This is a genomic window from Candidatus Nitrospira salsa, assembly GCF_965152625.1.
Map to the genome: position 1 here is coordinate 1,063,464 of NZ_CBCUCO010000004.1, position 24,702 is coordinate 1,088,165.

At 45.7% G+C, this 24,702-nt stretch carries 36 protein-coding genes; all 36 read left to right on the forward strand.

Going from position 1 to position 24,702, the window contains the following annotated elements; genetic code table 11:
- Positions 1 to 7: 7 nt before the first annotated feature.
- The 36 genes from rplP (at position 8) to ACWQXP_RS19160 (ending at position 24,415) form a co-directional block, all read left to right on the forward strand.
- Positions 8 to 427, forward strand: a complete 420-nt coding sequence (gene rplP, locus ACWQXP_RS18985; protein ID WP_454064414.1) for a 50S ribosomal protein L16 — start codon at positions 8 to 10, stop codon at positions 425 to 427.
- A gap of 15 nt (positions 428 to 442) precedes the next feature.
- Positions 443 to 667, forward strand: coding sequence for a 50S ribosomal protein L29 (rpmC, locus tag ACWQXP_RS18990; protein WP_454064415.1), 225 nt, complete (start codon positions 443 to 445; stop codon positions 665 to 667).
- A gap of 10 nt (positions 668 to 677) precedes the next feature.
- Positions 678 to 944, forward strand: coding sequence for a 30S ribosomal protein S17 (gene rpsQ, locus ACWQXP_RS18995; RefSeq protein WP_454064742.1), 267 nt, complete (start codon positions 678 to 680; stop codon positions 942 to 944).
- Positions 945 to 984: 40 nt separating this feature from the next.
- Positions 985 to 1,353, forward strand: coding sequence for a 50S ribosomal protein L14 (gene rplN / locus ACWQXP_RS19000; RefSeq protein ID WP_447970547.1), 369 nt, complete (start codon positions 985 to 987; stop codon positions 1,351 to 1,353).
- A gap of 18 nt (positions 1,354 to 1,371) precedes the next feature.
- Positions 1,372 to 1,725 (forward strand): 50S ribosomal protein L24, encoded by a 354-nt coding sequence (gene rplX / locus ACWQXP_RS19005; RefSeq protein WP_454064416.1) that lies wholly within the window; start codon positions 1,372 to 1,374, stop codon positions 1,723 to 1,725.
- A complete protein-coding gene (gene rplE / locus ACWQXP_RS19010) occupies positions 1,722 to 2,330 on the forward strand; it encodes a 50S ribosomal protein L5 (protein WP_454064417.1) in 609 nt (202 codons plus the stop codon). The genes rplX and rplE overlap by 4 nt, the downstream gene beginning before the upstream one ends.
- Before the next feature lie 24 nt (positions 2,331 to 2,354).
- The gene (locus ACWQXP_RS19015; RefSeq protein WP_454064418.1) at positions 2,355 to 2,540 is read left to right on the forward strand and encodes a type Z 30S ribosomal protein S14; all 186 of its coding nucleotides are present in this window, start codon (positions 2,355 to 2,357) and stop codon (positions 2,538 to 2,540) included.
- 103 nt (positions 2,541 to 2,643) lie between these two features.
- A complete protein-coding gene (gene rpsH, locus ACWQXP_RS19020; protein WP_454064419.1) occupies positions 2,644 to 3,048 on the forward strand; it encodes a 30S ribosomal protein S8 in 405 nt (134 codons plus the stop codon).
- Between the two features lie 67 nt (positions 3,049 to 3,115).
- Complete coding sequence (rplF, locus tag ACWQXP_RS19025; RefSeq protein WP_454064420.1) at positions 3,116 to 3,655, forward strand: 50S ribosomal protein L6; 540 nt, start codon at positions 3,116 to 3,118, stop codon at positions 3,653 to 3,655.
- Between the two features lie 8 nt (positions 3,656 to 3,663).
- A complete protein-coding gene (gene rplR, locus ACWQXP_RS19030; RefSeq protein WP_454064421.1) occupies positions 3,664 to 4,029 on the forward strand; it encodes a 50S ribosomal protein L18 in 366 nt (121 codons plus the stop codon).
- A 61-nt stretch (positions 4,030 to 4,090) separates the two neighbouring features.
- Positions 4,091 to 4,603: a 30S ribosomal protein S5 gene (rpsE, locus tag ACWQXP_RS19035; protein WP_454064422.1), complete on the forward strand. Its 513-nt coding sequence runs from the start codon at positions 4,091 to 4,093 to the stop codon at positions 4,601 to 4,603.
- Between the two features lie 4 nt (positions 4,604 to 4,607).
- Positions 4,608 to 4,814 (forward strand): 50S ribosomal protein L30, encoded by a 207-nt coding sequence (gene rpmD, locus ACWQXP_RS19040; protein ID WP_454064423.1) that lies wholly within the window; start codon positions 4,608 to 4,610, stop codon positions 4,812 to 4,814.
- Positions 4,811 to 5,260: a 50S ribosomal protein L15 gene (gene rplO, locus ACWQXP_RS19045; RefSeq protein WP_454064424.1), complete on the forward strand. Its 450-nt coding sequence runs from the start codon at positions 4,811 to 4,813 to the stop codon at positions 5,258 to 5,260. The genes rpmD and rplO overlap by 4 nt, the downstream gene beginning before the upstream one ends.
- Positions 5,253 to 6,566, forward strand: coding sequence for a preprotein translocase subunit SecY (gene secY / locus ACWQXP_RS19050; protein WP_454064425.1), 1,314 nt, complete (start codon positions 5,253 to 5,255; stop codon positions 6,564 to 6,566). The genes rplO and secY overlap by 8 nt, the downstream gene beginning before the upstream one ends.
- A 2-nt stretch (positions 6,567 to 6,568) precedes the next feature.
- A complete protein-coding gene (locus ACWQXP_RS19055; protein ID WP_454064426.1) occupies positions 6,569 to 7,216 on the forward strand; it encodes an adenylate kinase in 648 nt (215 codons plus the stop codon).
- Positions 7,217 to 7,220: 4 nt separating this feature from the next.
- Positions 7,221 to 7,973, forward strand: coding sequence for a type I methionyl aminopeptidase (gene map, locus ACWQXP_RS19060; RefSeq protein ID WP_454064427.1), 753 nt, complete (start codon positions 7,221 to 7,223; stop codon positions 7,971 to 7,973).
- Between the two features lie 339 nt (positions 7,974 to 8,312).
- Positions 8,313 to 8,531: a translation initiation factor IF-1 gene (infA, locus tag ACWQXP_RS19065; RefSeq protein ID WP_454064428.1), complete on the forward strand. Its 219-nt coding sequence runs from the start codon at positions 8,313 to 8,315 to the stop codon at positions 8,529 to 8,531.
- Positions 8,532 to 8,543: 12 nt separating this feature from the next.
- The gene (gene rpmJ, locus ACWQXP_RS19070) at positions 8,544 to 8,657 is read left to right on the forward strand and encodes a 50S ribosomal protein L36 (protein WP_454064429.1); all 114 of its coding nucleotides are present in this window, start codon (positions 8,544 to 8,546) and stop codon (positions 8,655 to 8,657) included.
- Between the two features lie 97 nt (positions 8,658 to 8,754).
- Positions 8,755 to 9,126, forward strand: coding sequence for a 30S ribosomal protein S13 (rpsM, locus tag ACWQXP_RS19075; protein ID WP_454064430.1), 372 nt, complete (start codon positions 8,755 to 8,757; stop codon positions 9,124 to 9,126).
- Between the two features lie 45 nt (positions 9,127 to 9,171).
- Entirely contained in the window at positions 9,172 to 9,555 is a 384-nt protein-coding gene (rpsK, locus tag ACWQXP_RS19080; protein ID WP_447970563.1) for a 30S ribosomal protein S11, read from the forward strand.
- A 65-nt stretch (positions 9,556 to 9,620) separates the two neighbouring features.
- Positions 9,621 to 10,250 carry a 30S ribosomal protein S4 gene (gene rpsD, locus ACWQXP_RS19085; protein WP_454064431.1) on the forward strand — a complete coding sequence of 210 codons (630 nt, stop codon included), beginning with the start codon at positions 9,621 to 9,623 and terminating at the stop codon, positions 10,248 to 10,250.
- 86 nt (positions 10,251 to 10,336) lie between these two features.
- Positions 10,337 to 11,326, forward strand: coding sequence for a DNA-directed RNA polymerase subunit alpha (locus ACWQXP_RS19090; protein ID WP_454064743.1), 990 nt, complete (start codon positions 10,337 to 10,339; stop codon positions 11,324 to 11,326).
- A 50-nt stretch (positions 11,327 to 11,376) separates the two neighbouring features.
- Positions 11,377 to 11,790, forward strand: a complete 414-nt coding sequence (gene rplQ, locus ACWQXP_RS19095; protein WP_454064432.1) for a 50S ribosomal protein L17 — start codon at positions 11,377 to 11,379, stop codon at positions 11,788 to 11,790.
- Positions 11,791 to 11,992: 202 nt separating this feature from the next.
- A complete protein-coding gene (lptC, locus tag ACWQXP_RS19100) occupies positions 11,993 to 12,565 on the forward strand; it encodes an LPS export ABC transporter periplasmic protein LptC (RefSeq protein ID WP_454064433.1) in 573 nt (190 codons plus the stop codon).
- Between the two features lie 5 nt (positions 12,566 to 12,570).
- Positions 12,571 to 13,086, forward strand: coding sequence for an LptA/OstA family protein (locus ACWQXP_RS19105; protein ID WP_454064434.1), 516 nt, complete (start codon positions 12,571 to 12,573; stop codon positions 13,084 to 13,086).
- 26 nt (positions 13,087 to 13,112) lie between these two features.
- Entirely contained in the window at positions 13,113 to 13,862 is a 750-nt protein-coding gene (gene lptB, locus ACWQXP_RS19110) for an LPS export ABC transporter ATP-binding protein (protein WP_454064744.1), read from the forward strand.
- 212 nt (positions 13,863 to 14,074) lie between these two features.
- Entirely contained in the window at positions 14,075 to 15,589 is a 1,515-nt protein-coding gene (gene rpoN, locus ACWQXP_RS19115; RefSeq protein ID WP_454064435.1) for an RNA polymerase factor sigma-54, read from the forward strand.
- A 158-nt stretch (positions 15,590 to 15,747) separates the two neighbouring features.
- Positions 15,748 to 16,674, forward strand: coding sequence for an RNase adapter RapZ (gene rapZ, locus ACWQXP_RS19120; RefSeq protein ID WP_454064436.1), 927 nt, complete (start codon positions 15,748 to 15,750; stop codon positions 16,672 to 16,674).
- A 618-nt stretch (positions 16,675 to 17,292) separates the two neighbouring features.
- Entirely contained in the window at positions 17,293 to 18,408 is a 1,116-nt protein-coding gene (gene pilM, locus ACWQXP_RS19125; RefSeq protein WP_454064437.1) for a type IV pilus biogenesis protein PilM, read from the forward strand.
- Positions 18,405 to 18,977 carry a PilN domain-containing protein gene (locus tag ACWQXP_RS19130; protein WP_454064438.1) on the forward strand — a complete coding sequence of 191 codons (573 nt, stop codon included), beginning with the start codon at positions 18,405 to 18,407 and terminating at the stop codon, positions 18,975 to 18,977. The genes pilM and ACWQXP_RS19130 overlap by 4 nt, the downstream gene beginning before the upstream one ends.
- Positions 18,974 to 19,573 carry a hypothetical protein gene (locus tag ACWQXP_RS19135; protein ID WP_454064439.1) on the forward strand — a complete coding sequence of 200 codons (600 nt, stop codon included), beginning with the start codon at positions 18,974 to 18,976 and terminating at the stop codon, positions 19,571 to 19,573. Before ACWQXP_RS19130 ends, ACWQXP_RS19135 begins: the two co-directional genes overlap by 4 nt.
- A gap of 132 nt (positions 19,574 to 19,705) precedes the next feature.
- Positions 19,706 to 20,131 carry a hypothetical protein gene (locus ACWQXP_RS19140; RefSeq protein WP_454064440.1) on the forward strand — a complete coding sequence of 142 codons (426 nt, stop codon included), beginning with the start codon at positions 19,706 to 19,708 and terminating at the stop codon, positions 20,129 to 20,131.
- A gap of 194 nt (positions 20,132 to 20,325) precedes the next feature.
- Positions 20,326 to 20,649, forward strand: coding sequence for an AMIN domain-containing protein (locus ACWQXP_RS19145; protein ID WP_454064441.1), 324 nt, complete (start codon positions 20,326 to 20,328; stop codon positions 20,647 to 20,649).
- Positions 20,650 to 20,691: 42 nt separating this feature from the next.
- A complete protein-coding gene (aroC, locus tag ACWQXP_RS19150) occupies positions 20,692 to 21,852 on the forward strand; it encodes a chorismate synthase (protein WP_454064442.1) in 1,161 nt (386 codons plus the stop codon).
- A 115-nt stretch (positions 21,853 to 21,967) separates the two neighbouring features.
- A complete protein-coding gene (gene aroB, locus ACWQXP_RS19155) occupies positions 21,968 to 23,077 on the forward strand; it encodes a 3-dehydroquinate synthase (protein ID WP_454064443.1) in 1,110 nt (369 codons plus the stop codon).
- Positions 23,078 to 23,158: 81 nt separating this feature from the next.
- Positions 23,159 to 24,415: a GAF domain-containing protein gene (locus ACWQXP_RS19160; protein WP_454064444.1), complete on the forward strand. Its 1,257-nt coding sequence runs from the start codon at positions 23,159 to 23,161 to the stop codon at positions 24,413 to 24,415.
- The last annotated feature ends 287 nt before the right edge of the window (positions 24,416 to 24,702 follow it).

The following is a 24,702-nucleotide window of genomic DNA, read 5'->3' on the forward strand; positions in this document are numbered from 1 at the left end:
ATAGCGAATGTTAGCACCGAAACGAATAAAGTTCCGCAAAGTCCAGAAGGGTCGGATGCGAGGTAAGGCCTATAAAGGTGGCAATATCACCCTTGGCCAGTTTGGATTAAAGGCATTGGAGCCTGGTCGTATTACAGCGCGGCAACTTGAGGCCGCGAGAATTGCCATGACCCGTCATGTTAAGCGTGGAGGTCGAATTTGGACGAGAGTGTTCCCTGATAAACCTGTCACAAAAAAACCAGCTGAGGTCAGGATGGGTAAGGGAAAAGGAAACCCAGAGTTTTGGGTTGCGGTCGTCAAGCCCGGTCGTATTCTCTATGAAATGGATGATGTCACTCGTCCAGTGGCAGAAGAGGCATTGCGGTTGGCTGGCCACAAGCTGCCGATTGCGACGAAGTTCGTCGTTCGCGGTGAAATCAATTTGTGATAAGGGGTCATCTCTGTGAATGTGAGTGAATTGCGAGACATGGAAGAAGCGGAACTGCATGCGAAGGTCAAGCAGTTGAAGGAGGAATTATTTCATTTTCGTTGTCAGCTTGCGATGGGGAGAATTGAAAACCCCATGCGTATTAGACAGACCAAGCATGATGTTGCCCGTGTCATGACAGTTATTCGGCAACGTGCAATGGTTGGAAGTACTGATACGGCAAGCCCTAGGGTAGGCTAAATAACATATGATGACTACGATAAGAAAAAAGCCAAAGTACTTTTACGGAAGTGTCATTAGCAATAAGATGGCTAAGACCGTGGTGGTGGCAGTCACTCGTCAAGTGGCTCATCCACTGTATGGGAAAATTGTTCGAAGAATAACCAAGCTTAAGGCGCATGATGAGAGTGATCGCTGTCAGGTTGGTGATCGGGTTCGGCTATCCCCTTCGAAGCCATTAAGCAAAGAAAAGCATTGGAGAGTTGCCGAAATCATTCCTAAGGGTGGGAGCGCTTAAGGTTACGGTCTATCAGAATTCATTCGTATTGAGACTCATTATGATTCAAAATTATACATATCTTGATGTAGCAGATAATTCAGGGGCGAAAAGTGTGCGATGTTTTCATGTCCTTGGTGGTACGAAGCGTCGGTATGGCTCATTGGGAGATTTAATAGTTGTATCTGTCAGGGAAGCTATCCCTAAGGCTTCGGTTAAAAAAGGAGACGTAGTTAAGGCGGTCATTGTGAGGACAAAGAAAGGTCGACGGCGGGTTGATGGTTCTCATATTAAATTTGATCGAAATGCATGCGTATTGGTGAATGCGCAAGGCGACCCAATTGGGACCAGAATTTTTGGGCCAGTTGCCAGAGAATTACGAATGAAAAAATATATGAAAATCATTTCATTAGCCCCTGAAGTAATTTAGCGTAGTGGAGGTTTGGTTGTGAGTCAAAGTGTTCGGGATCGAGGAAAGTGTCGGTTAAAAAAAGGCGATACCGTCATGGTGATTGCTGGTCGTGATCGAGGAAAAGTTGGGAAGGTTCTCTCTATATCCATGCAGGCGGGTCGGGTCATGGTAGAAAAAATTAATATTGTTAAGCGACATACCAAGCCTACTCAGAAAAATAAACAGGGTGGAATATTAGAAAAAGAAGCGTCAATGGCCATTTCTAATGTGATGGCGTATTGCGAAGCAGAGAAGAAGCCGTCTCGTACTAGAATGAAGATACTGAATGATGGTCGAAAAATACGGGTTTATCAAAAGGCTCCGGATGAGCCATTGGATAAAAACTCATGAAAAGCGAACAAGATACTGAAAATAAAAAGGCAAGCAGCAGTTCATCATCCGGTCGATCGTATACGCCGAGGTTGAAAGCTATCTATCATGATCGTGTTGTTCCCGCCATGCTCAAAGATTATTCTTATGGGAATGCGATGCAAGTGCCTCGCCTCGAACGAGTGATCTTGAACGTCGGTATGGGGGCAGCTGTTCAAAATGTCAAGTTATTAGAGGGGGCTATTCTTGAGCTTAGGCAAATAACCGGTCAGAAGCCTGTTATGACGCGCGCCAAAAAAGCGATTGCGGGGTTTAAGCTTCGAGAGGGAATGCCTATTGGTGCGAAAGTGACATTGCGTGGGAATCGAATGCATGAGTTTTTGGATCGTTTGATGAATATTGCGCTGCCTAGAATACGGGACTTTCGAGGTGTGTCGACGAAAGCATTTGATGGAAATGGAAATTACACCTTGGGATTGAAAGAGCAGTTGACGTTTCCTGAAATTAAATATGACGAGGTAACCTCCATTCATGGTATGGACATTACGATCGTGACAACAGCCAAACGAAATGATGAAGCTAGGTCTTTGTTAGCCCATTTGGGTATGCCATTTAGAACTTCATGATTGCCGAAATAAGGGGTCGCGTGCATGTCAAGACTTGCTCTACGAAATAAAGCTGCAAAAAAACCAAAATTCGAAGTGAGATGTTATAACCGATGTCCCTTATGTGGGAGAGTCCGTGGGTTTCTCCGTCGATTTAGAATGTGTCGGATTTGTTTTCGACTCTTGAGTCTACGAGGTGATATTCCTGGGGTTACAAAATCTAGTTGGTAGTGATGTTGTTGGTTTCTGGTGACTACCGTAGTGGTCACGCTAAGTGAAGAAAGATATACGTTAAACGAGTCTACAAATTATGATGGAATGGTGGGTGTAGCCAATGTCGATGACTGATCCAATTTCAGATCTTTTTGTTCGAATCCTCAATGCTGGTGCGAGAGGCCATGAGAAGGTCATAATTCCTGCATCGCGAGTGAAGGCAGAAATTCTGAAAATTTTTAAAGCCGAAGGATTTATTAAGCAATATCAGTCAATTACGGGTGATGGCCATGAAGTATTAGAGGTTGAGCTTCGTTACTTCCCGACACGTCAAAAAAAATCATATATCACGGGTATTAAAAGGATTAGTAAGCCTGGTCGTAGAGTCTATGTTGGGAAAAAAGATATTCCCAGGGTGATGAATGGGCTCGGTGTTGCCATTCTTACGACCCCAAGCGGGGTCCTCAGTGATCATAGCTCACGGCAGCAGGGGGTGGGTGGAGAAGTTCTTTGTCATATTTGGTGAGGAAGTTTCTTGGTGGCTGGTAATGATCCAAGGCAAGGTGTTGTTGATTTAATGAATAGGGTGCAAGATGTCTAGGATAGGTCGAAGACCCATAGTAATTCCATCGCAAGTTGACGTCAAAATTAGTGAAAAGGAGGTTGCGGTTAAAGGACCTCTTGGTCGATTGACCTGGTCGTTACCTCCGGGAGTGAGTGCGCAAGTTGAGGATGGTCATCTGAATGTATTACGTGCTGGCGGTGGTGCAGAGCTACGTGCTTTACACGGTTTGACGCGTGCGGAATTATCGAATCAAATTGAGGGAGTTCTCCAGGGATATGAGCGAACGCTTGAACTTACCGGTGTGGGGTATCGCGCGCAAGTGCAAGGGCAATCCCTGACGTTTAATGTCGGGTTTTCTCATCCTGTTTTGCTTAACTTACCTGAAGGCGTGAAGGCGACGGTCGATAAGCAAACAGTGGTGTCGCTCAAGGGAATCGATAAGCGTCTCGTTACGCAGGTGGCAGCAAAAATTAGAAGAGTGAAATCTCCCGATGTGTATAAGCAAAAAGGGATTAAGTATGCAGGGGAAATATTGAGGAAGAAAGCCGGTAAGGCAGGGAAAAAATAGGGTAAAACATGAATCCAATCGTAAAGCGACAGGGGTTGGTAAGGCGTAGGGCTCGTGTTCGTCAGCGAGTAACCGGAACACCAACACGACCTCGATTGAGTGTTTTTCGTAGCAATAATCATATTTATGCACAGATTATTGATGATGAGTCAGGCAAGACGTTGGTGTCAGCTTCAACGTGTGATCCAGGTTTACGAAAAGATATTCAATCAGGTGGAAATAGACAGGCAGCCGAGAAGGTGGGTCTGTTGTTAGTTGAACGAGCAAAAGCGATTCCGATACAGAAAGTTGTGTTTGATCGTGCTGGTAGAATGTATCATGGTCGAGTGAAGGCATTAGCTGATGCGGCAAGGTCTGGTGGGCTAGAATTTTAAAATTACTTTGTACGATTGAGATTGCTGGAAAACAGACTTTTGTTGAGAGGAGTATTGTTGAGTGCGTGTAAACATTGATGAGCTAAATTTACGAGACAAGCCAGTTGTGATCAATAGGGTTGCTAAGGTCGTCAAGGGTGGAAAGAGATTTTCATTTTCTGCTTTGGTCGTTGTTGGTGATGGAGAGGGTTGGGTTGGTGTTGGTAAGGGAAAAGCCACAGAGGTTCCATCAGCAATTGCGAAGGCTGTCGAGCATGCCAAAAAACATATGATTCGTATACCGCTTAAAAATGAAACAATTCCACATGAAGTGCATGGGTACTTTGGAGCAGAGCACGTCTTGCTCAAGCCTGCCAAAAAAGGTACCGGAATTATTGCTGGCGGTGCAGTTCGATCTCTTCTTGAAGTTGCCGGAACCCATAATATTGTGGCCAAGACATTAGGGAGAGGAAATCCTTTCAATGCTGTTCGAGCAGCTTTGGAGGGACTAACTCAACTTCGTGACCCTCAAGAAGTCAGGCACATACGTCAGCAAGAGGGTGAGCACGAAGTATCACTTCCGAAGGTAGGGTGAAGAAATGGTTTCCTCTCGTAAAGACAGCACTCCATCAACAATTGTGATTCAGCTCAAGCGAAGTCCTATCGGTAGCCCTCAAAAGATCCGTCGCAATTTGATGGGCCTTGGGTTGCGTCGAATGCACCAAATTGTTGAACGTCCTGATACGAATCAAGTTCGTGGGCTTGTCAATAAAGTTAAGCATCTAGTTGAGGTAACGAATCCATGAGGCTGCATGAACTAGGGCCGGCTCCAGGCTCAAAAAAGAAAAGAAAACGGCTCGGTCGTGGCCCTGGGTCAGGTCGAGGAAAGACGTCAGGAAAAGGTCATAAAGGACTACTGGCAAGATCTGGACTAAAGAACCAAGCTGGGTTTGAGGGTGGACAAACGCCCTTAGCGAGACGTTTGCCAAAACGCGGATTTACGAATATTTTCCGTATTCCATATGTAATCATTAATCTCAAGGCTTTATCGGCTTTTAAAGAGGGAGTAACCGTGTCTCTTGACGTCATGCGTGAAGCTGGTTTAGTCAAGGGGCGAGGATCTCAGGTAAAGATTCTCGGTGATGGCGAGTTGGGTTATCCTTTAGTTGTTGAGGCTCACAAATTTAGCGAATCAGCACGACAGAAGATAGAGAAGGTCGGTGGGCAAGTAAAGGTGATCAGCCGTGCTTGAACGGCTCATCACGAGCCTCCAAAACATCTTCAAAATTCCAGAACTGCGAAGCCGCGTGTTGTTCACGCTGGCTATGTTAGCGGTCTACAGGATGGGAGCTCATATTCCCACCCCTGGAATTAATAATGAAGAACTCTTTAATTTCTTGCAGGACAGAGGGGGAGCTCTTATGGGCTTCCTCGACATTTTTTCTGGAGGAGCATTATCGAGACTTACAATTTTTGCGCTTGGTATTATGCCGTATATCAGCGCTTCAATTATCATCCAGCTACTCACGGTTGTTGTTCCGCATTTATCAAAACTGGCAAAGGAAGGTGAGCGAGGCCGGAAAGCCATCATTCAGTACACAAGATATGGCACCATTGGCATTGCTCTCATTCAAGGTTTTGGTATTTCATTAGGCCTTGAGGGGATGAATCAAGGTGCATTTGTCTTAGAGCCTGGGTGGTCATTTCGTTTTATGACGGTGATTACGTTAACGGCAGGCACAGCATTTCTCATGTGGCTTGGTGAACAAATCACCGAGCGTGGGGTAGGAAATGGGATCTCGCTGATAATTTTTGCAGGAATTGTAGCTAGTCTTCCAAGTGCCGTCGTTCAAACTTTTGATTTGTACCAGGTTGGACAACTGAGTTTGCCATTGTTATTGATGCTCGTGGTTGTCATGCTTGCGGTGGTTGCGGCTATTGTGTTTCTAGAGAGTGGGAGAAGGAAAGTTGCGGTACAGTATGCAAAGCGTGTGGTTGGAAGAAAAGTGTATGGAGGGCAAAGTACGCATATTCCACTCAAAATCAACACGGCAGGTGTCATCCCACCAATTTTTGCTTCGTCGATTATCGCATTTCCTGCAACGATTGCCGGCTTTATCCAGGTGCCTTGGGTGCAATCCATCGGTGCTCAGTTAGCGCCAGGGTCACTTTTATATACTTTGTTGTACGTGGGGCTTATTTTATTTTTCTGCTTCTTTTATACCGCTGTTGTTCTTAATCCTGTGGATATGGCTGACAATATGAAAAAGCATGGAGGTTTCATTCCAGGAATTCGACCAGGTCAGCGGACGGCCGATTATATTTATAAGGTCTTAACGAGAATTACATTTGCCGGAGCCATATATTTGGCCATTGTCTGTGTCATCCCTGAATTGTTGATTTACAAGTTAAATATGCCTTTTTACTTTGGTGGAACGTCTCTCCTGATTGTGATTGGTGTGGGTTTAGATACGGCACAGCAGATTGAATCCCACATGTTGATGCGAAATTATGATGGCTTCTTATCAAAGGGTCCTTTACGAGGTAGAAGTTCGTAACGATGCGTATCATTTTTCTCGGACCACCAGGAGTCGGAAAAGGAACGCAAGCCGATGTGATTGCAACTCGATTTGCGATTGCGAAAATTTCTACCGGCGATCTTCTCAGAGATGGGGTTGCGAATGGAACCTCGCTGGGCTTGAAAGCGAAGCAGTACATGGACAGCGGGGGGTTGGTCCCTGATGAGGTGGTGATCGGACTTATTGAGGAAAAATTGACTGCGCCAGAAAGTCAATCAGGGTTTTTGTTAGATGGGTTTCCTCGAACCGTGGCTCAGGCCAATACCTTATCTGAAATCCTTAAAACAAAGAATCAATCTTTAGATAAGGTTGTCTATTTTGTGCTGCCGAAAGAAGAAATCGTTCGTCGACTGAGTGGAAGACGAAGCTGCCCCAAATGCCGGGCAGTTTTTCATATCGAGTCGATTCCTCCTAAAAAAGCAGATGTCTGTGACTTTTGTTGCACCGCACTAGTGCAACGAAGCGATGATCAACCAGAGACAATTCAAGCCAGACTTTCGGTATACGAGGAACAGACTGCTCCGCTGATCGAATATTACCGTGGAACGAATATTTTGTGTGAGCTGGATGGTTCGGGAACGGTGGCCGACGTTCAGGAACGGTTGCTCGCAGCGTTATCTGGTTCCTGAACAAATGATTGTTCTCAAGACTCCCGAGGAAGTTGAACTGATTGCCAGTGCATCAAATGTGGTGGCGAAATCGCATCAACGGATACTTCAGGAAGTTAAGCCTGGTGTCACGACTTTAGATCTCGACCGTTTAGCAGAGCAATGTATACGAGAATTTGGAGCTATTCCGGCATTTAAGGGTTACCGAGGCTATCCCAAGACGCTGTGTGCATCTGTGAATGAAGAGGTTGTTCATGGTATTCCTTCAGGGCGGCCATTAAAAGATGGGGATATTATTGGGCTAGACCTTGGGGCTATTGTTGGTGGATTTTATGGCGATGGTGCTGTAACCGTTTCTGTCGGAGAAGTTTCTCCTGATGTAGAAAGACTCATCATGGTAACGGAAGAGTCCTTAAAGCGAGGAATAGCGCAGGCCGTAGTTGGTAATCGCTTGTCTGATATTTCTCATGCGGTTCAATCATATGTCGAGGCGCAAGGATTTTCCGTTGTACGAGACTTCGTGGGGCATGGGATAGGCCGTCAATTGCATGAGGAGCCGCAGGTGCCAAATTATGGTAGGCCGGGCCAAGGTCCGCGTCTTAAGGCTGGAATGGTGTTGGCCATTGAACCAATGGTGAATATGGGAGGCTCTTCCGTTCGGGTTTTAGACGACGGGTGGACTGCCGTTACCGGTGATGGCTCGTTTTCCGCTCATTTTGAACATACGATATCAATTCAACCTGATGGGCCTGCTAAGATTTTAACATCGTTAAAATGATTAAGGTGAAAATGTTTCTAGGTGCCATCAAGCACGATGCTTGTAAGATTTATGGCAGTCAGACATCTTGTTTTAATTGATAGTGTCTGGATTTTTGGCAGTGTCATAGTATGTGCCCTCGAGCACGATCGACTGTTTGAAATATTGTGATGGTTGAGGATAATTTATGTTAAAGTTGCTTGGGGTTTGGAAATGGAGCAAGCGGTATGCCTCAGGCACGTTAATCGAGAATATCGGTATAGGTGCCCTCGAGCACGATAGCCTGAAATGTTGTGATGGTTGAGGATAATTTTATGTTGAAGTTGTCTTGGTGTTGGAAGTGTCATAATAGGTGCTCGAGTGGCTAAAGAAGATGTCATAGAGGTTCAAGGGGCAGTCATGGAGACCTTACCCAATGCCATGTTTCGTGTTAAGTTGGACAATGGCCATGTGATCCTTGCACACATTTCAGGGAAAATGAGAATGCATTTTATTAGGATTTTGCCAGGGGATAAGGTTACCGTGGAGCTTTCTCCCTATGACCTGACAAGAGGCAGGATTACCTACCGTTTTAAGTAAGGGAGATGAGTTGTGAAAGTTAAGTCATCAGTCAAGCCAATCTGTGTGAAATGTCAGGTCATCCGTCGTAAGGGGGTCGTCCGGGTGCTGTGTTCTAATCCAAGGCATAAACAACGTCAGGGATAAGCCCGAAGTCTATTGGGCATCGCATGACATGTTCTATGAGGAGAAAGGTGCAGGACGTTAGCTCAGACAGGCATAGGAGCTAACTAAAGGAGTTTATATGGCAAGAATCGCAGGAGTTGATTTACCAGTAGGGAAACGCATTGATATTGGCTTACGATATATATATGGAATCGGGCCTATCAGGTCTAGGGATATCCTGAAGAAGACAGGTGTGCCTGGAGAGACTCGCGTGAAAGATCTTCAAGAAGAAGACATTGTCAAACTACGTGAGGTGATTGACCAAGATTATAATGTCGAAGGTGATCTCCGTAAGGAAGTCACCATGAGCATTAAAAGACTCATGGATGCTGGCGCATACCGAGGTCTTCGCCATCGAAGAAGTCTTCCGGTTCGAGGGCAAAGAAGTAAGACGAATGCAAGAACTCGTAAAGGCAAACGTGCGGCTATTGGAGGGAAGGGGAGAAAATAACTCCTTTCTGGCTCAACGAAGGCGAAGGGACAAGGGAACTAGAGCATGAGTGTAAAAAAAGGAAAAAAGAAGGAGCGGAAGGTCGTTCAAGCTGGGATTGTTCATATTCAAGCTTCTTTTAATAACACCATTGTCACGATAACCGATATGACCGGTGGTGCTGTGTCCTGGGCAAGCTCTGGAAGTCAAGGCTTTAAGGGGTCGCGAAAAAGTACTCCATTTGCCGCGACGCGTGCAGGTGAAGCGGCTGCTCGGAAGGCGATGGAGCATGGCATGCGTCAGGTGGATGTCTATGTCAATGGGCCTGGCTCAGGTCGTGAATCTGCCGTACGTGCTCTTCAATCGGCAGGGTTACGTGTCACATTAATTCGGGATGTTACGCCTATTCCTCATAATGGATGCCGACCACCCAAGCGCAGGCGGGTATAATACAGATTACTTTAACAAATACGACTATTGAACAATACGGTTGCATCATCGAAGGGAGGTAGCGTGTGGCAAAATATTCAGGGCCAGTTTGCCGCCTATGTAGACGGGAAGGGGTGAAGTTATTCTTAAAAGGTACGCGTTGTATGACGGAGAAGTGTGCTATTGAGCGGAGAAGCTATGCACCCGGTCAACATGGCCAGTCCCGACGGGCGAGAGTAACCGAATATGGCGTTCAGTTAAGAGAAAAGCAAAAGCTCCGGCGAGTCTATGGTATGCAAGAGCGTCAATTTCTTGGAACGTTCCGATCAGCGGAACGTCAAGAGGGAATTACAGGAGAGCTGTTACTCAGTCTGCTTGAGCGACGGCTTGATAATGTGGTGTATCGTCTCGGTTTTGCCACATCAAGAAGTCAGGCAAGACAACTAGTGAACCATGGGCATATCACGGTCAATGGGCGAAAAACCGATATAGCCTCTTTCACGGTGAAGATTGATGATGTGGTTGAAATTCGGGAAAAAAGCCGGAAGATTCCAACGATTCAAGGAGCATTAGAGACCGTAGAGGGTCGAGGCGTTCCCAACTGGTTAGATTTAGAAAGTGGGGCATTTAAGGGAAGTATTCGTGCGCTTCCTTCAAAGCAAGACATTGACGTTCTTGTGAATGAACAAGTTGTAGTTGAACTCTATTCACGGTAGTCCATACGGAAATCTTATCTTAAGAGTTGGCACTACTCACAACTTATTAAACGAGAACAACGGAAGGGGAAGGTATGATTAAAGGGATGAAGGATTTCCAGCTGCCAATGAGGCTTGAACTGGAAAAAGAGACCGCCTCTCCCACATATGGTCGGTTTACTGCAGAGCCATTTGAACGTGGATTTGGTACGACAGTTGGGAATTCACTGCGTCGGGTTTTACTCTCGTCTCTCCCAGGTTCGGCTGTGACTTCTGTGAAAATTGAGGGCGTATTTCATGAATTCTCAACCATTCCTGGTGTCACGGAAGATGTGACAGTCATTATTTTAAATGTGAAAGCACTTCGGGTCAATTTACTTTCAGAAAGAGCCAAAGCCATTCGATTAAAGAAAACGGGCCCAGGTGAGGTGAGAGCGTCTGACATCATTGAGGATCCAGATGTCATGATCCTTAATCCAGATTTACACATTGCTACCCTGGATAAAGATAGTACGCTTGATATGGAATTGATTGTCAAACCTGGTCGAGGATATGTTCCGGCCGAACGCAATAAAGAAGAAGGGTTGCCAATTGGGGTCATTCCTGTGGATTCAATTTTTTCGCCGATTAAACGAGTCAACTTTCATGTGGAAAGTGCGCGGGTTGGACGTGTGACAGATTACGATAAACTGAATCTTGAAATATGGACAGACGGCAGTGTGACTCCGCAAGATAGTGTTGCCAATGCGGCTTTAATCTTGCGGGAGCATCTTGATATTTGCATTCCAAATGAAGAGGGTGTTGATGCAAAGCGAGAGGTGGATTCTGATGAGAGTAGTGAAGAAGTCAATGTGAATTTGTTTAAGAGCGTCAATGAACTTGAGCTTTCGGTCAGAGCTGCTAATTGCCTGAAAAATGCCAATATCAAGACTATAGCCGATCTCGTACAGAAGACGGAAAATGAGATGCTCAAGACGAAAAACTTTGGCAAAAAGTCTCTAAACGAAATCAAAGAAGTCTTGGCAGAAATGGGGTTGGAACTCGGTATTAAGGTGAATGATATGGCCGCAGCTGGAACTGGGGCCGAGTCCAACTAACATCTTCCGCTTGATTACTTACGTTATTAAGCTAAAAAGAGGAACTAGCCGTGCGACATCGAAAAAAAGGCAGGCAGTTAGGTCGGAATACCAAGCATCGCAGGGCATTGTATCGTAACCTTGTTACATCGTTGTTGGAGCATGAACGAATTGAGACAACGGAAGCGAAGGCAAAAGAGTTACGTGGCCTGACAGATAGAATGATCACACTTGGAAAGCTTGGCACTCTCCATGCTCGACGGCGGGCATTGACTGTGTTGCAAACGAAAGAAACCGTTGAAAAACTCTTCAATGATGTCGCCCTTCGCTTTCGTAATCGACCAGGTGGGTATACTCGTATTATTAAAACTCGACGTAGGCCTGGAGATGCTGCCGAACTCGTCGCCATTGAACTTGTTGAAAAACAGGGTGAAACAGCAGTCACAGACCCAACCCCATCTTCTTCTGCCGACAAAGGTAGTTGATCCTCTTTCTTCTTTTAGTTGTCATCATCACTGACTGATGTCTCCACTTTTCATGTGGAGACATCTTTCAGATCCGACCTGATTACTTTTATACCATTCTCGGGAAAATTAGCGTGCCAGGTACCGGCATTTGTTTACTTGCTATAGGGCGTATGCTATCATTTTTTAAGGGTTTTTTTGACTTTAGTACGTAAATCCTTCTATGGGACATTATTGGGTCAGATGGATGCTGACCAGCATTGTGATATTGATGGGCATATTTATTGTCCATCGAGTGGTTACGCATATGGAGGAGCGGGCCAGCCAGGCTTCTGTTCAGACGACAGAAGCCTCACCAGCTGATGCATGGATCGACGGATTTACGTATCGGCAAACTCAGTCTGGAAAGACCAAGTGGAAAGTCGCGGCGGAGCGTGCGCAAGTATTTGAGTCTGAGCATCGGGCGAATCTGGAAACTGTCCACGTCGAGCTTCTTGGAAATCAATCAGATAAACAAGAAATGACCGTGGATGCCGAAAAGGGTACGATTGACACTGCCACAAATAACTTTGATTTGGATAATGAAAAAGAGATGATGGCCGTTCATCTTGCTAGTGGATATACTATTTACTCAACTCATCTGACGTGGATTGAAGCGTCTCGAAAGATTACGACTCAAACGCCTGTGGTCATTCGTGGGCATGGTCTTACCATCACTGGAATAGGACTTGTCGGGACGATTGATAACGAAGAGTTTAAAGTCTTGCAAGATGTTCAGGTAGAGGTGTCATCATAACAACGATGAGGGTTTGCTGTTGCTGCCTTTTGGTTGTGCTATGGATAGGCACCGTAACCCCGAGGCTACTTTTCGCACAAGAAAGCGAAGAGACACATATTCAGTCTGATACGATGACTGCTCAGAGTAAAGAGCGGCGAGCGATATTCAGAGGAAATGTTGTGTTGACTCAGGGCGAATTAGTGGTTCATTCAGACTTGATGATTATATGGTGGAAACCTTCGCCCGAAACCTCTGAAGGGCCACAGACTGAGGAGCAAGAGGGTTTAAAAAGCCAAAATAAAATTGAGAAGATGGTGGCCAAAGGGAATGTCGTTATTATCAAACCAACAGGAAGAGCCACAAGCCGTCAGGCTGTCTACTTTAAAGATGAAGAGAAACTTGTGTTAACGGGCTCCCCTATTGCCTGGCAAGATGGGACACGAGTCAGTGGCTCAAAAATGACGATGTATCTGAAGGAAGATCGGAGCGAAGTCGAAGGGGGAACGCGTGTAATCATGAAAGATGAGGAAGGTGCTTAAGTGTGCACGAGAGCAGTTAGTTTGTGATGACGGTTGATACGCAGAAAAAACCTCGGCACCGAATACTGGCAGAGGGACTTCGGAAAAGTTTTAAAGGGCGGGAGGTGGTTCAGGGTGTCAGCCTTGACTTAGAAGCCGGAGAAATTGTTGGGTTGTTAGGCCCCAATGGTGCCGGCAAGACAACCATCTTTGATATGGTGGTTGGTTTATGTCAGCCGGATCACGGGACCATAATGCTTAACCGTAAGGCCATCACTCAATTGCCGATGTATCAGCGAGCCCGACGTGGTATTGGCTATTTACCACAGGAGGCCTCAATTTTTCGTCGATTATCTGTTGAAGAGAATATTCTGGCAGTCTTAGAAACATTGAGATTTAGCAAGCAGGAGCGATATCAACGATTAGATGAATTGCTCAACGAGCTCTCGCTTATGCCTTTGAGAAAAAGTAGTGCGTATGCGCTTTCAGGTGGAGAACGGCGGCGATTGGAGATCACTCGAGCGTTGGCCATGGAGCCTCGATTCTTACTGCTGGATGAGCCCTTTGCAGGAATCGATCCGATTGCGGTCGGGGATATTCAGGATATTATTACTTCACTCAAGAACAAACATATAGGAATATTAATCACCGATCACAATGTTCAAGAGACATTATCAATAACGGATCGGGCATACATTATTAATGAGGGAACGATATTGGAGGCAGGTACACCTGCCACCATCGTGTCGAGCGAAAAGGCGAGAGCCGTGTATCTTGGCGAGCGGTTTAGGCTCTGATGGACTTATTGTTCTGGAGACTTTATGTTTGCCAGTTGCTACTATGCTGTGTTACCGAATGGTTTGAATAGCTGTTACATTGACAGTGAGAAACGTTTGCATATTCTGAATGACCCCTATGAGTTACTCTGAATATGACAAGAATGTGTCGATTCCGAAGACTTCCCGTATTGACGATTTGGTTTGGCTTTTTTGAGTAAAGGCGAATCTTTATGGATCTTCGATTAGATCTTCGACTTAGTCAGAAGTTGGTGATGACTCCCCAGCTTCAGCAGGCCATTAAGCTTTTGCAGCTGTCTCGCTTGGAGCTACAACAAACCCTGTCCCAACATTTGGTTGAGAATCCGTTACTAGAAGACTTGACGAATGAGGTGCAAGATGAAGAAATTGCTCAGAGTGAAGAGGGAACGCTTGAAGTCAAGGACTCTGGCCAGGAAGGAGAGAGTGTCGCTGAGGGAAGTGAGCCTGAGCCAGAGAAGGATGTTGAGCCTCTGACATCGGAAGAGTGGGATAGTGTCTTGGATGGCGATTGGCGATCTGGGCCAATGGAACAGACGGCTGCTTCAGATGATGACTTTCCATCATATGAGCAGACACTGGCCAAGCCAACTTCTCTTGAAGAACATTTGGAATGGCAATTACGGCTGTCTTCACTTGAAGGCAAAGATCGAATCATTGGTCGAACGATTGTCGGCAATCTTGAGGAAAATGGGTATCTCAGCGTTCCGATTGAAGAAATCGCTGAAGATAGTCATGCCACTGTCGATGAGGTGGAATCCGTTCTCCGTCAAGTTCAAACTTTCGATCCACCAGGAGTCGCGGCTCGTGACTTGCGAGAGTGCTTGCTGATTCAGTTGGGCTACTTGGCTTGTGATCCCATTGGTATCGGTAGTTATCTTCACTCTCATAGTAAAACTGATCTCGTGGCCGCAGTAGTTTCTGAGCATTTACCAGACTTACAAAAGAAACGCTACTCCAATATCTCAAAAGCCTTAGGGGTTCCTGTTGAAGACATTTATGAAGCCGTTCGAGTGATCGAATGTTTAGAACCGAAGCCTGGACGTCCCTTTTCGACTGATAGTAATTCCACCATTATTCCAGATGTGTATGTCATGAAACATGAGGGAGAATGGGTGGTGTTGTTGAATGAAGATGGGCTTCCTCGACTACGGGTCAGTCCGTATTATCGGCGATTGATGACCAATCAATCGGAAGGCCAAGAGTCAACCAAGACCTACCTGGAAGAAAAACTTCGGGGAGCTCAATGGATCATTCGAAGTATTGATCAACGAAATAAAACTATTGTGAAAGTTGTGACGAGTCTCGTGAAGTTTCAAGAAGCCTTTTTGGAAAAAGGTATTCAACATCTACGCCCTCTTGTACTCAAGCAGGTTGCTGAGGATGTGGGAATGCATGAATCGACAATTAGCCGCGTGACCACGAATAAGTACATGCATTGTCCTCAAGGCATTCTCGAATTAAAGTACTTTTTTAATGCCGGCATTCAGCGGACTGATATGCATGGCGAAGAAATGTCTTCTGTGACGGTACGGGAAATGATTCGGGAGATGGTGGCTCAAGAAGATGCCACACGTCCATTGAAAGATCAAGAGATTGTCTCGCGTTTGCGAACAAAAGATATAATTATTGCTCGACGTACTGTGGCAAAATATCGAGCCGAGCTACATATTGCTTCGGCAAGTCAACGTAAACGGATCCCGTCATAAACCTTCTGCGAGACACCACTTACATTCATTGTGATACGCGGTGAAGTGCGTGAGACGAGAAGAAATCTTGAATTTCTGCAAAGCCATATACCCATGATTCCCCTGCATCAACGAATGAAAAAGAGAGCCCATTCACTCGACGCATAGCGAACTACTTTATGTCGAACGACGATAAACCTGGTGGTTATTCTGAAGTGTTAGCGGCCCTTCGACTCGTGATCGTGACGGGGTCGTCTGGTTCTGGAAAAACCCAAGCGTTGAAATGCCTTGAGGACATTGGGTTTTTTTGTGTGGATAATCTTCCGCCTGCCTTGTTTCAAAAGTTCATTGAACTGTGTGCCGAGCGAGGGGGAGAAGTAAAAAATATCGGGTTAGGGATTGATATCCGAGAACGAGGATTTTTTTCAGACTTTTCAAGTAATCTAGAGCGTTTGAGAAATCATGGTTATCAAATTGAGCTGTTGTTCCTTGAAGCCCAAGACGAGATTCTTGTCCGTCGTTTTTCCGAGTCTCGAAGACCGCATCCCCTACTTCCTCAGCAGCCAGTCATTGAAGGCATTCTTCTTGAACGGGAACGTCTTCAAACATTACGCGAGCAAGCCGATCGAATCGTCGATACATCAGAATTTTCAATCCACGATCTGAAGCAATGGGTTGGACGTCAATATCAAGAACGAAGCCAAACAGAAAAAATGAAGGTGACGCTGCAAACCTTCGGCTACAAACATGGCGTTCCTTATAATGTGGATATGGTTTTTGATGTTCGATTTTTACGGAATCCGTACTTTGTTCCAAGTCTTCAAGCTCTCACCGGAGAGGAAAAAGAGGTCCAAAAGTATGTGTTAGAGACCGTAGAAGCGCAGTCGTTTCTGCAACACATGCAAGGGTTATTCTCCTTTTTACTCCCGCTCTTTGAACGTGAACAACGGAGTTATTTAACGATTGCCATTGGCTGTACGGGAGGCCGGCATCGGTCGGTCGTGATGGCGATCCAGTTATGTGAGATGCTGGAGAAATTGGGCTATAAGGCTTTATTGCGCCATCGAGAGATTGTGAGTACCTCGACCGAAACAGAAAAAGTTTGATGCTTCTCATTCATGACATCTCAAGACTTTCCTCCGCATTCTTGGAGAAATAGTGAAGATTTCACCTTTTTCTTTTCGTTTTTGAGTTTACCTTTCCTATTCTATAATCCTGCGCGTTTCCTACCTCTCAGGCAGCCTTGACTCTCAAACTCTTTTCTGGCTATTTCTGAATCTCATGCAGCGTCAAGCATTCGGCTCAGGCTATTCGTCTTCATTGCTGATTTATGGCGTTTCACATAACTTCCAATGTCTGGCGCAGTATCACGCTGTCTTGTCTACCTCTAATCAACACCTTAGGGGGGAGAACCGGGCTCTAAGCTCAATGCCTATTCGGCTCTGTGTTAGGTATACAATGATCGTAGCCAAGGCGACTTTGAGTTGAACCCTCAGTGGCAGAACGGCATTCAACGTCAGTTGCCATTGTGGAGGCATACGGCTACGAAATAATCGTTGCTCAGGTCACCTCTGGGAAGTAATTGTGGCCGTCCTTTCTTGGCTGTTTTGAAAGTAGGAGTCTTTAGTTTCCGTAGAGTGTGCTGAGGGTGAAGATTCCAATATGTTCTCAGTTGAGAGCACGACACATCATCGAACAATAAGTATTTTATACTGGGACGCAGGATGCCAAGTTTTTTTACAAAGAAGTACCGAAAGCCCATTCAGCCGTTTTGGGAAAGGCTATACAAGAAAATTCGACCGTCTTCGCACTACTTAGGGTTGGATATCGGATCTCGTCTGATCAAAATCGTACAACTGAAACATCACTCAGGTGAGTGGCACCTATCTGATGTTCGAGTAAAAAATGTCTCGATTGAAACGGATACCTCGATAGACAACAATGAGGAATATGGTGTTGTGGGGGTGTTGAGACGTCTGGTTATGGATATGGGTATTGAAGGAGAAAATGTCGCAATTTCTATCTCAGGGCCTTCGGTCATCATGAAGCCGATAGAGATGCCTTGCATGTCTAAAGAAGAACTTGAGGGGCATCTTGAGTGGGAGGTGGAACGATATTTACCCTATGAGCGTGAGGATGTGTATTGGGACTATTATGTCCCTCAGAGGCCTCAACTGGATTACGCATCGTCAATGCAGGTTTATCTTGTGGCAGCCAAAAAGAACATTGTTGATCAGCGGGTTGCGTTGGTCAGGCAAGCAGGCTTGTGCCCAGTCGTCGTCGATATTGATTGTGTGGCTTTAGCGAATATGTATACGTTACATGAGCAAGTATGTGAGCAAACGCCAGAACTATTGATAAACGTGAGTCCCAGCGGTCTGAATATGATCACGGTAGGAGGGCCAGAGCACTTTTCAATGCGAGATGCGGCTCTTGGAGGAGAATGGCCTTATCTTCTTTTCCATGAAGGAGGTTCTCAACGTGTGAGAGCTGATGGGACGAGGAATAATGAACAGGTTGGAGGGAAAACAGACATTGATGAACTTTTGGAAGAGGTCTATAGAGATATCCTTTATGAAGTTCGACGAGCTATAGACGATTGTCATTCGTACGAGAACAGTCAGGCGATTCAACAGATATGGTTGTGTGGAGGATACGCTCACCTTCCTGGGCTTGGCGCACGCCTGTCTTCGCAATTACACGTGCCTGTCAATATAATTAACCCTTTTCACCATCTCAACAAGACTGCCATTGCTGATCGAGAGAAAATAGTAGACTCTCACTTTTCTGTCGCAGCGGTGGCGGTCGGATTAGCCTTACGATGCAGCAAAGATCAATGATTACGATTAATTTATTGCCTCGTCGTCCTTTGCCAATGCGTCGAGAGTCCGTAGACTTATACCGGCCATTGGTTTTAGGGATTCTGGCCGTGCTGTTGAGTGGAACTGTTTGTTGGGGTTGGGGCAGCTCTTTGCTTGAACGGCGGGATTTGATGCGACAAAAGAAAAACTTCAAGGAGCAAATGCTATCAAGCATGATCGCGAACACGCAATATGGAGAGAAGTTTTTGGAGGCGCAAGATCGCCAAGGCCGATTGATGGCTCATGCTCAATTTTTAGCGAAGAATAATAAGCAACGGAATCTTCCGATTCTCATTTTAGATGAAATTAGTCGAAGTCTAGAGTCGTTAGATCTATGGCTTCTAGCCTTATCGATAGAAGGAAATGATGTATCCATAGAAGGGAACGCCTTGTCTCACAAAGCCGTAGGACAATTTATCCAAAGCCTTGAGGAGTCAACAATGTTTGGACGTCTGGTCCGAATGGAAACTCAACCTCATACACTTCATGAAAATCATGTTACGCAGAAATTTTCTCTCCAATTTACAACGCAAGGGCCAGAGCTATGATGACGAATTGCTTCAACGCAGTACCGCCTGCCCAACGTCTTATGTTGTGCCTTGTGGTAATTGGATTCATCTGGGCAGGGTTTTATGCCATGGTGTGGCAGCCGACCACAAATGAAATTGAGGCATTACATGCCAATGTCATGTATCTGGAGCAGGAAATTGAACGTCGGAAGGGTCATGTCTCTGAATTGGATAAAAAAACATCAATCGATGTCAGTCCAGAGATGATGCTGGGGAAGGTTGTGTCTTCGAATGGACAGATCCTCCGTCCCAGGAAAGACGTGATGGAAATTACAGAGAGTTTTGGGTTATCACTGACATTTTGGATGCCTGATAGAAAAGAGAGAGGTTCTGAAAATTTTGAGGAACAACCCTTAGCGATGCGAGGAAGGGTTGAAGGAGGCTACCATCGTATTGCTGAGAGCCTTGCGACAATTCTTCAATTACCCTGGGTCGTAGAACTCAATCACATACGCTTGCATGTGTTGAGAGAAGAGGGGAGGGGGGAGCCAGTACTGTCAGCAGACTTTCAACTGCAAGGGCTTGCTCCTGTACCACTACAGGATTCAAGCCAGGTGATAGGCAATCAATTGTAAGGAGTCTACTTGTTGAGCTATCTGTGGATGAAGAAATATTCCTCTTGTCGGCGATATTGTGTTGATGGAGAATGCAGACGACCCAATTATGACCATAGAGTTATGTGGCTGTGCTTGGGGGCGGGTGCTCTCATGCTTAGCGTTAGTTGGGACCAGGTGGAGGCCAAGGACTTATTTCTTGAAGATGTTAGCCGATTGCATGGGTATCGCTATGTCTCAGAAGGTCGGCGTGATCCATTTCGGACGATTGCGGATCCGGCAAGGCCGACGATGCTCTCTGAATCTGATATAAGTACCCCCTCTTTGCCAGGGGCTCAGTGGAACCTTCTCGGAATCATATCTGGCGTGACGGGTCAGCACGCTATGCTTCAGAATTCTCATGGAATTCGATATCTTGTGTCTCTTGGTGATATTCTCCCTGATGAACATATTCGGGTTGCACGTCTCACCAATACGACGGTGACGCTAGAAACATTGGGCAACAAGAACACGGCGGAATTTCCAAAAGGCAGGGTACAGCCACAATTCTTCGAGTTGACGTTTAAAAATGGTCGATAGGCTATAGTTGCTAAATGCTCGGTCATATGAATTTTCGTGGTCAAGGTTGGCTGGAATTTGACCATCTCTGAAAAAAATAGTCCATGGATTGTTGTGTCAACAACTTCATGTAGATTAAGAAAAACCCATGGATTCCGTCTGCTCACATTCCAATCACCACTTGGAAGTTTCTTTGTTTCCCTATAGAATCCACCATGCGAGTAAATGTTGGACGTGCTGGATTGACATTGACCGAAGTAACCGTCCAACGTCAACCTGCTTCTGTAACTGTGATTCTACGAGGTCAGGGGCCCATTCACTATCAGCCTGTTGCGATTCACAGGTCTCAATTGGCTCTAGATCTTTCTGACAGCTTTTCGTCATTGAAATTTGATAAGCTTCAAGTCGGACATCGTTTGCTCAAAGACATACGCATAGAACAATATACTCAAAAACTTCGGCTTGTCTTTGCCTTGGCAGCACGGGTTCGGTATGCCATTAAAGTTAGTGGAAATGTTCTCGCGATACAATTCAAGTGATAATAAACAGTTAAGAACATTTTATGTGAGAAGGTGGACGCTATGTTGCGGTATTTAAATGCTGGGGAGTCTCACGGGCGATGTTTGATGGCGGTCTTAGAAGGGGTCCCCGCCGGACTGCCCCTAACGGCAGAAGATATTGATGTGGACCTCGTTCGGCGACAAGGTGGCTATGGACGTGGTGGTCGAATGAGGATTGAAAAAGATCGTATCGAGTTTTCCTGTGGTGTACGAAAGGGGAAAACTCTTGGCAATCCGTTGGGCCTGACGATCGAGAATAAGGACTGGAAAAATTGGGTGGACATCATGGCGGCAGAGCCAGGGCCTCCAGTTACAGAACGAGTGGTAACCCGCCCCCGTCCAGGACATGCCGATTTGGTCGGTGCGATTAAGTACGGACATCGGGATATTCGTAATGTATTGGAAAAGGCTAGTGCCCGCGAAACAGCGATTCGAGTCGCGATAGGTGGAGTTGCAAAAGCGTTGCTTGCACAATTTGATATGAGAGTGGTGAGTTATACCACCGAAATTGGACGAGTAAAGGCCCCGATTGCTGCTGATCCTTTAAGTGCGTATGAACAGGCTGAACAGTCACAAGTGCGCTGTCACGATTCTGTTGCTGGTGATAAAATGATCGAACTGATCCGGTCGGCGAAACATAAGGGAGATTCTCTTGGCGGAGTGTTTGAGGTTGTGGTGACCAATCCTCCTATAGGATTGGGAACCTATGCGCAATGGGATCGAAGGCTCACGGCTCGTTTGGCGATGGCGGCTATGAGTATTCAAGCGATGAAAGGTGTAGAAATTGGGATGGGTTTTGAGGCTGCGAGAAGCTTTGGATCTGAAGTCCATGATGATATTTATCCTGGCGACGAGGGGCAAACGTTTCTTCGAAAAACGAATAATGCTGGCGGGCTGGAAGGCGGCATTACTAATGGCCAGTCAATCGTCCTGAGAGTCGCAATGAAACCGATTGCCACGCTCTATTCTCCCAAACATAGTGTTGATATCCAAACCAAAGAACCGTTTGAGGCCACGGTCGAACGTTCTGACATTTGTACCGTCCCAGCAGCTGGGGTTGTCGGTGAGGCCGTCATTGCATTCGAAATGGCCAACGTGATGGTTGAAAAGTTCGGTGGCGATACTCTAGAAGAGATGAAGCGGAACTTTGATTCCTATCAAGAATATGTGAAGTCTTTCTAGCATCTGTGCATGTGACTTCTCTCTAATTTCTTCAAATCGTTCATTGCAGGATGTTGTCGTGCTCATCGATGATTATCATCTATGAATTTTTTTATATTCTTCTCGATTTAATGAAATGAAACAATCTCCTCGCCAGAATTCATCTAGACTGACCGTTCCCGTGGACTTGGGGCAACGGAGTTATCCCATTCATATTCAAGCAGGGTTACTCCATGACATTGGGGATTGTCTGCAGCAGTCAGGACTTTCCGGTCGCGTCGTCATCGTGACAAATCCAATCGTTCGGCAACTCTATGGAAGCATTGTCAATTCTTCTCTTAAGCGAAGAGAGTTTCGTCCCTTATTTATTGAAGTCCCTGATGGAGAACGTGCCAAAACGTTAGGTTGGGCATCCAAGATTATTGATCAGTTGGTCGCTCAGCGATTCGAACGCTCGGATATCCTTCTGGCGTTAGGTGGGGGGGTGGTTGGAGATATTGCCGGGTTTGCGGCTTCAATGTATGTACGAGGAATTCCTTTCATTCAGGTCGCTACTACATTAGTTGCCCAGGTAGATTCAAGTGTTGGAGGGAAAACAGGAGTCAATCATCGCTTAGGGAAAAATCTTATTGGTGCATTTTATCAGCCCAAAATGGTTCTGATGGATACTCAAACGCTTCGTACGTTACCGAAGCGAGAGTTAGTTGCAGGATTAGCTGAAGTGATTAAGTATGGAATGATTTATGACCGTCACTTTTTTCAGTATCTCGAAGACCATATTGAATCGATCTTAAAGCTCGAAACTCACCCGATTCAATATCTTATTAAGCGCTGTTGTGAAATTAAAGCTGACGTCGTTGCCAAAGATGAGCGGGAGTCAGGATTGCGACGAATTTTAAACTATGGCCATACGATTGGCCATGCTCTTGAATCGATGTCTGGCTATCGTAAGATGATTCATGGGGAAGCTGTAGGTATTGGAATGGTACAAGAAGCTGATCTTGCGTATTCGCTTGGGCTGTGTTCCTCCAAGGTTGTCACGCGGCAGCGAGAAATCGTGCAAAGAGCCGGTCTCTCATGTCAAATTCCCAAGATGAAATTTTCTGAACTTTGGACGGCTATGCAACATGACAAGAAAGTGGTTAATGGGAATATTCATTGTGTCGTTCCCAAGGCCATTGGTCGAGTTTCAGTTATTCCGTTAGAGCAAAAGTCTGTAAAAAAATGGTTTGCCCAAAGACGGTAATGCTGCCTACTTGTTACTTTATAATCACCGTATTTATAACTCTGACGAGAGAGGGTTTCATGGATGGCGTGGGAGTGACAAATGGCTGGTAAACGACTGCAGACAATGGATTCTCTCAAACAGACGTTACGTGAACGAACACGGGAAGTCGAGGTGTTACACAGGATTAGCAGGTCGATTAGTAGTACCTTGGATCTCGAGTCTGTCTTGAGGCATATTGTGGAAGTCGTAGTGGAGGTGACGAAGGCTGATGCCTGTTTGCTCTATTTGTTGTCGGATCGACGTGACGAATTAATCTTACGGGCATCAAAAAAACCACATCCAAAGTTGATTGGTCGTGTGTCGATTGGGCTAGGCGAAGGGATTACCGGTTGGGTTGCGAGAGAAAATATGCGAGTCGTGATCCCCAAGAATGCTAGTGATGACCCACGATTTAAACTCTTTAATCGTCTGCCGGAAGATCGCTATCAGGCCTTTGTGTCTGTGCCGATTGAAAGCAAAGGTGTGGTGGTCGGTGTGATCAATGTGCAACACAATCGTGCCAAACGTTATAGCGACGAAGCCTTAACGCTTCTCTCTACCATTGCTCATCAAGTAGGGGGAGCCATTGATAATGCTCGATTGTATGAAGAAATGCAGTCTCGAGCGTTACAACTTGATACTCTATCTCAAGTATCTGAGACGGTTGCATCAAACCGATTGATTGACGAGGTTCTTCAACTCATTGTGACGACAACCGCACATATGACGAATTCAAAGATTTGCTCTATTATGCTCCTGGACAAACGTAACGGAGAACTTCGGATTGAAGCCACACAAAGTTTGAGTGAACGCTATCGTCGAAAACCGGTCTTAAAGATTGGGCAAAGTATGAGTGGACGTGCGATTAAAGAGCAGCAACCGGTCTATGTTCCTGATGTGAAAACCGAAAAGGATTACTTCTATAAAGATCTCGCGAAACAGGAAGGGCTCTGTTCGCTGGTCTCGGTTCCCATGATGATGAAAGATAAAGCCATTGGTGTGATAAATTGCTATACCTCGTCCGTCTATGAGTTTTCCATAGAAGAAATCAAATCTTTACAAGCTATTGCCAATCAAGCCGCGGTCGCTATTGCTCACACAAACGTGGTTGAAAAGTCATTTGAAATGCAGGAGGCCTTAGAGGTTCGAAAGCTTGTAGAACGTGCGAAAGGCTATATTATGCAATCAAGAAGCCTGTCAGAACCTGAGGCGTTTCAACTCATTCAGCGACAAAGTATGAATTTGCGAAAATCCATGCGAGAAATCGCAGAAGCCATTATTCTTTCGGAAGAACTTCAAGCGGCAACGAAAGCCTAATAAATGAATTCTGAATGAATCCTGTAAATACGAATATTGCTTTCTTGTGCTTGACACCTGAAGAGATTGGTTGCTACTTCTTAAGAAGATGAGGGCTATAGCCGTTTCAAATAACTTCCGATGTTTGAGACATAGAATTACGCTGTCTAGGCGACCTGTTATCATCAATTCAGGGGACAACCTCATGTCATCGTCGGTGGCCCATTCAACCCGATCAAGAGGTACGCAACAATCGTCGCCTAGGCGACCTGTTATCATCAATTCAGGGGACAACCTCATGTCATCGT